The sequence below is a fragment of the Streptomyces sp. SID3212 genome, from assembly GCF_009865405.1.
In the GTDB taxonomy this organism is placed as follows: Bacteria; Actinomycetota; Actinomycetes; order Streptomycetales; family Streptomycetaceae; genus Streptomyces.
Genome location: NZ_WWJY01000974.1, coordinates 1 through 6,099 on the forward strand (window position 1 = coordinate 1; position 6,099 = coordinate 6,099).

Genomic DNA, 6,099 nt, shown 5'->3' on the forward strand with positions numbered 1-6,099 from the left:
TGTCCTCAATCGCCGGACGGGCTTGATTTTCCCCGGCTCGGCTTGGACGTTCCGCCGGAGGGGCCGGACGCGATCGCCCGGACGGGCCGAGAGTTCAGCCTGTCCGGGCGATCGAGGACAAAAGCGTCAGGCCGACGCCTCGCGGATGATCTCCGCGTAGCGGTACCCGCTGGACTTGATCGTGCGGGTCTGCGTCTCGTAGTCCACGTGGACCAGGCCGAACCGCTTGTCGTAGCCGTACGCCCACTCGAAGTTGTCCATCAGCGACCAGGCGAAGTACCCCGCGAGCGGGACGCCCTTCTCCACCGCCCGGGCACACGCCGCGAGGTGGTCCTCCAGGTACCGGGTCCGCTCGGGGTCGTCGACCGTACCGTCCGCGCGTACGACGTCGGGGAAGGCCGAGCCGTTCTCCGTCACGAAGATCCGCTGGACGCCGTACTCGTCGGTGAGGCGGAGCAGCAGCTGCTCCAGGCCCTCCGCGTGCACCTCCCACCCCATGTGGGTGTGGAGCGCGTTCGGCCCCTCGACCTGCTGCGCGAAGGGCGCGATGCCGGCCGGGTCGTCCTTCACGATCTGGCGGAAGTAGTAGTTCACTCCCATCCAGTCGAGCGGCGCCGCGATGGTCTCCAGGTCACCGGGCCGGATCGGCAGTTCCACCCCGTACAGGTCGACCATGTCCTGCGGATAGCCGCGCCCGAGGATCGGGTCCAGCCACCAGCGGTTGGTGTGCCCGTCGGCGCGCACGGCGGCGGCGCGGTCCGCGTCGCTGTCCGAGGCCGCCTCGACCGGGCTGAGGTTGTTGACGATCCCGATCCGCGCGTCCGGCGAGACCGCGCGGATCGCCTGGACCGCGAGCCCGTGGCCGAGGTGCAGGTGGTACGAGGTGCGTACCGCCGCTTCGAGGTCGGTGACGCCGGGCGCCATCTTGCCTTCGAGGTGGCCGATCCACGACGAGCACAGCGGCTCGTTGAGGGTCGCCCAGTCCTTGACGCGGTCGCCGAGGCGCTCGGCGACGACGGAGGCGTACCGGGCGAAGTGCTCGGCGGTCTCGCGGACGGGCCAGCCGCCCCGGTCCTGGAGCGCCTGCGGCAGGTCCCAGTGGTAGAGCGTGGCGAACGGCGTGATGCCGGCCTCCAGCAGTCCGTCCACCAGCCGGTCGTAGAAGTCGAGACCCGCCTTGTTGACGGGGCCGTCGCCGCCGGGGATGACCCGGGGCCAGGCCAGCGAGAAGCGGTACGCGTCGACGCCGAGCCGCTTCATCAGCCCGATGTCCTCGGGCACCCGGTGGTAGTGGTCGCAGGCCACGTCACCGTTGTCGTTGTTGTCGATCGTGCCGGGGAGGTGCGAGAACGTGTCCCAGATCGACGGGGCACGGCCGTCCTCGGCCACCGCCCCCTCGATCTGGTACGCGGCGGTGGCGACGCCCCAGGTGAAATCGGGAGGGAGGGCGTTGAGGTCGTTCACGAACAGCCTTTCGGGGTGGTTCACTTCACGGCGCCCGCGGTCAGGCCGGCGACGAGGTAGCGCTGGAGGAGAAGGAACCCGACGACGACGGGCACACTCACGACCAGCGAGGCGGCCATGATCTGGTTCCAGTAGACGTCGTTCTGGGTGGCGTACCCCTGGAGACCGACCGCGAGGGTACGGGTCTGGTCGTCGGTCATGACGGAGGCGAAGAGGACCTCGCCCCAGGCCGTCATGAACGCGTACACGGCGACGGCCACGATGCCCGGGACGGCGGCCGGCACCACGACCTGGAACAGCGCGCGGATCGGTCCGCAGCCGTCCACCATGGCGGCCTCGTCCAGCTCGCGCGGGATGGAGTCGAAGTACCCGATCAGCATCCAGATGGAGAACGGCAGCGAGAACGTCAGGTAGGTGAGGATCAGCCCGGCGCGCGAGCCGTACAGCTCGATGCCGGTGCTGTTCCCGATGTTCACGAAGATGAGGAACAGCGGGAGCAGGAAGAGGATCCCCGGGAACATCTGGGTGGAGAGCACCGTGATGGTGAAGGTCCGCTTGCCGCGGAACTTGTACCGGCTCACGGCGTACGCGGCGAACACCGCGATCACCACGGAGAGCACCGTCGCCGCACCCGCCACGATCAGCGAGTTCACGAAGTACTTGGCGAGCGGGACCGTCTTCCAGATGTCGAAGTACGGGCGGATCGTCAGGTTCGTCGGGATCCACTGGAACTTCCCCGACACGTCCTGGAGCGGCTTGAGCGAGCTGCTGATCATCACGTAGACGGGCAGCAGCGCGAAGACCGCCAGCACCGTCAGGACGACGCGGCGCGTCCACAGGAACGACTGCGGCGGCGCCATGGGAGACCGGGGGCTAGACATCGGTGCCCTTCCTTCCCCGTGAGGTGATGAGCAGGTAGACCGCCGTGACCAGCAGCAGGAAGAGCAGCAGCAGGACGGACATCGCCGAGCCGGAACCGAAGTTCCAGGTGACGAAGGACGACTGGTAGATGTGGATCGAGATCAGGTCCGCCGCTTCCGGCGCCGACTTGCCGAACAGGACGTACGGCGTGTTGAAGTCGTTGAACGTCCACAGGAAGAGCACCAGCACCAGCACCTGGTTGACCGGGCGCAGCGACGGCAGCGTGATCTTGCGGATCTGCTGCCAGATGCCCGCCCCGTCGATGGAGGCGGCCTCGTACAGGTCACGCGGGATGTTCTGGAGGGCGGCCATCAGCATCAGGAACGCGAAGGGCCAGGACTTCCAGAGCGAGACGATCACCAGCGCGATGAAGCTGTTGTTGCCGATGAGCCAGAACGAGGGCTTGTCGGTGAGGCCGAGCTGGTCGTGCAGGACGTGATTGATCACGCCGTTGTCGTGCTGGAACATGAACGCCCACGTGATGACCGCCGCGTACACGGGCAGGGCGTACGGGACCAGGAAGATCGTCCGCAGGATGCTCCTGCCGCGGAAGTTCTCCTGGAGCATGATCGCCGCCGCGACCCCGAGCAGCCACGAGAGCCCGACGGAGAGCACGGTGAAGGCGCAGGTGACGAGGAACGAGTGGAGCAGCGCCTGACCGATCGGGGCATCGAAGTCGATGGCGACCTTGTAGTTGTCGAAACCGGCGGAGGGGGAATTGCCCCAGTTCCGGATGAAGAACTGGGTGAGCTGCCTGAAGCTCACCCAGATCCCGATCACCATCGGGATGATGTGGACGAGCAGTTCGAGCACGACGGCGGGCAGCAGCAGGAGGTAGGGCAGACCGCCCTGACGGATCCGGTCGGGGATGCGCGGGAAACGTCGTCCGCGCGCACCCCCGTTGTCCGTCTTCTCCACGTCGCCCGTTTTGCGCCCACTGCTGGGTGTCACGGTGGCGGTCATGGAGAGAGCCTCACGGAGTCATCTGCTGCTGGGCCTTGGTCAGTGCTGCCTTGACGGATTCGGTGGTCACCGGCTTCCCCGCCGCGGCGTCGGCCCACAGGCCCTTGACGGCCGTACCGACGGTCGTCTCGAACTGGGACTCGTTCGCGACCTGGGGGAGCGGAGCGGCGCTGGTGCCCAGCGTGTCCTTCAGGACCTTCACGTCCGAGGCGCCGAACGCCGGGTCCTCCTGCGCGGCCTTGACGGGCGGGACCGAGCCGTAGGTCTTGTTCAGCAGCGTCTGCTCGGCGTCGCTCGTCATGAACTTCACGAACTTCTTCGCGCCGTCGATGTTCTTGGTGTTGTTGAACACCGCGATGTTGATGCCCGCGACCATGGAGTTGGTCTGCTCGCCCGTGCCGGGAACGCCGGACTGGACGGGCACCGGGGCGACGCCCCAGTCCTCGGGCTTCATGCCCTGGGAGGCGAAGGTCGACGCGGCGGCCTGCCAGAGGACCATGGCCGTCTTGCCCTTGGCGAAGTCCTGGAGGGACTGGTTCTGGGCGTACTCCGCGTTGCCCGGAGCGATGATCTTGTCCTTGGCCATGAAGTCGACGTACTGCTTCACGGCGGCGACAGCGCCGTCCGACGTGAAGGTCGGCTTGCCGTCCTTGTCGAAGAAGTCGGCGCCGTGCTGCTTGCCGAGGGCGAAGACCTGGTGGATGTTGTTGGAGAGGTTACCGCCCTCCGCGCCCAGCGCCCACTTGCCGTCCTTGGAGATCTTCTTGCCGTCGGCGACCAGCTCGTCCCAGGTGGCCGGGGGCTTCTCGATGCCCGCGTCCTTGAACATCGCCTTGTTGTAGTAAAGGGCGTACGCCAGCGAGTACAGCGGCACGGCGGAGGGGTCCTTGCCCTCCGCGCCGGCCGAGGCCACCGCCGAGTCGACGAACCGGTCCCTGCCGCCGATCGCGTCGAAGTTCTTCGTGTTCCACGGGAGAAGGGCACCGGTCGCCTGGAGCGAGGCCGACCAGGTGTTGCCTATGTTCAGCACGTCGGGGCCCTTGCCCGACGACGTGGCGGCGAGGATCCGGTTGAGCAGATCCGACCACGGCACGACCTCGAGCTTGACCTTGATCCCGGTCTGCTTCTCGAACTTCGCGAGCTCCGGGGTCAGGATCTTCTTGTCCGCCTCGATGCTGGGACCCTGGTTGGACGCCCAGTACGTGAGGGTCTTCGGTGATTCGTTGCTTCCACCTTCTGACGATCCCCCGCCGCAACCGGTGACGGCTGCCGCGAGAGCGCTGACGATGGTTACTGCTGCTGCGGCTCTGGCCTTGCGCATGTGAGGTGGCCCCTTTCCGGGGATGGCAGCGTTCGAGAGTCGAACGGCCTCCATGACTTAATTTATGACGTGATTTAAGAGGTGAGAGAAGGTCGCGTCAAGGGCTGGGGCCGGGGTATGTTGCCTGCCGGGAAGGAGCAACATGGCTGAGCGCGGCAGACGGACAGTGCGTGACCTGCGCCGGGGCAATCGTGCCAGGGTTGTACAACGGTTGTATTTCGACGGTCCGCTGAGCCGCCAGGAACTCGGATCCGCCACAGGACTCAGTTCGGGCTCCATCAGCAACGTTGTCGCGGAACTGGCCTCGGAGGGCCTCCTCGAAGAGGCCGGTGTCGTCGACTCCGACGGCGGCCGTCCGCGTACCCTGCTCCGCGTCGCCGCCGACGGCGGACTGCTGATCGGCATCGACATCGGCGAGACCCGGGTCAGGGTCGAGCTCTTCGACCTGTCGCTCACCGAACTCGCCAGGACCGAACGGCTCCTCGCCCAGCACGGGTACGACGTCGAACGCATCGTCTCCCACGTACGCTCCGGGGTCGCCGACGTCCTGCGCGACGCGGGCGCCGACCCCGCCCGGCTCCTCGGCATCGGCATCGGCGTCCCCGGCATCATCGAACGGGGCGGCCAGGACGGCGCGGTGGTGCACGGCCAGACCATCGGCTGGAGCGCCGTGCCCTTCGAGAAGCTGCTCCGGGAGGGCTTCGAAATCCCGCCCGAGGTACCGCTGTTCATCGACAACGGCGCCAAGACGCTGGGCCAGGCCGAGATGTGGTTCGGCGGGGGCAGGGGCGCCGGTACGGCGGCGATCGCCCTCATCGGCTCCGGGGTCGGCGCGAGCGTCATCCACGGCAGCAGTCTGGTCGAGGAGAGCCGCCGCAGCAGCGCGCTGGAGTGGGGGCACACCACCGTCCAGATGCGCGGGCGAAGATGCCGCTGCGGCTCCATCGGCTGCCTGGAGGCGTACGCGGGCGCCGAGGCGATGCGTGAACGGTGGTACGAGGCGGGCGGGCCGCTGCCCGACGACGCCGACGACGAGACGGCGCTGGCCGCGCTGCTCGAAGCGGCGTTCCCCGGGCCCGACGGGCCGCCGCCCGATCCGCTGGCGGTCTCGCTCCTGGACCACACGGCGGAGTGCCTCGGGGCGGCCGTCGCGGATCTCATCAACCTCTTCCTGCCGGAACGGATCCTGCTGGGCGGCTGGGCGGGGCTGCTGATCGGGCCGCACCTGCTGCCCGCGATCCGGCGGCACGCGGAGGCGTACTCCCTCAGGCACCCGTCGGCGCGGACCACGATCGAGCTGGGTGAACTGGGGCCCGACGCGGTGACGGTGGGGGCGGCGACGTTGCCGCTCGCGGCGTTTCTGGCGCGGGGCGGGAGCCGTCCCCGGGTGCCCGCGCCCGGGGCTCCCGGGGACGCGGGTGGCCTCGCGG

5 protein-coding genes are annotated in these 6,099 nt (G+C 68.2%); 1 reads left to right on the forward strand and 4 read right to left on the reverse strand.

Going from position 1 to position 6,099, the window contains the following annotated elements:
- Positions 1 to 126: 126 nt before the first annotated feature.
- From GT042_RS29275 to GT042_RS29290, 4 genes are read right to left on the reverse strand one after another with little or no spacing between them, the layout of a single operon-like run.
- On the reverse strand, positions 127 to 1,464 hold the full coding sequence (locus GT042_RS29275) for a GH1 family beta-glucosidase (RefSeq protein WP_161311727.1): 1,338 nt from the start codon (positions 1,462 to 1,464) through the stop codon (positions 127 to 129).
- Positions 1,465 to 1,484: 20 nt separating this feature from the next.
- Positions 1,485 to 2,345, reverse strand: coding sequence for a carbohydrate ABC transporter permease (locus GT042_RS29280; protein WP_161311723.1), 861 nt, complete (start codon positions 2,343 to 2,345; stop codon positions 1,485 to 1,487).
- The gene (locus GT042_RS29285) at positions 2,338 to 3,348 is read right to left on the reverse strand and encodes a sugar ABC transporter permease (RefSeq protein WP_161311724.1); all 1,011 of its coding nucleotides are present in this window, start codon (positions 3,346 to 3,348) and stop codon (positions 2,338 to 2,340) included. Before GT042_RS29285 ends, GT042_RS29280 begins: the two co-directional genes overlap by 8 nt.
- Positions 3,349 to 3,358: 10 nt before the next feature.
- The gene (locus tag GT042_RS29290; RefSeq protein WP_161311725.1) at positions 3,359 to 4,669 is read right to left on the reverse strand and encodes a sugar ABC transporter substrate-binding protein; all 1,311 of its coding nucleotides are present in this window, start codon (positions 4,667 to 4,669) and stop codon (positions 3,359 to 3,361) included.
- 142 nt (positions 4,670 to 4,811) lie between these two features.
- Here GT042_RS29290 and GT042_RS29295 point away from each other — a divergent pair.
- On the forward strand, positions 4,812 to 6,099 hold a 1,288-nt coding region (locus GT042_RS29295; protein WP_161311726.1), incomplete at its 3' end, for an ROK family transcriptional regulator.

Coding starts and splice junctions, on each gene's coding strand:
- GT042_RS29290 (WP_161311725.1), bottom strand. CDS start 4,669: ATGCGCAAGGCCAGAGCCGCAGCAGCAGTAACCATCGTCAGCGCTCTC.
- GT042_RS29285 (WP_161311724.1), bottom strand. CDS start 3,348: ATGACCGCCACCGTGACACCCAGCAGTGGGCGCAAAACGGGCGACGTG.
- GT042_RS29280 (WP_161311723.1), bottom strand. CDS start 2,345: ATGTCTAGCCCCCGGTCTCCCATGGCGCCGCCGCAGTCGTTCCTGTGG.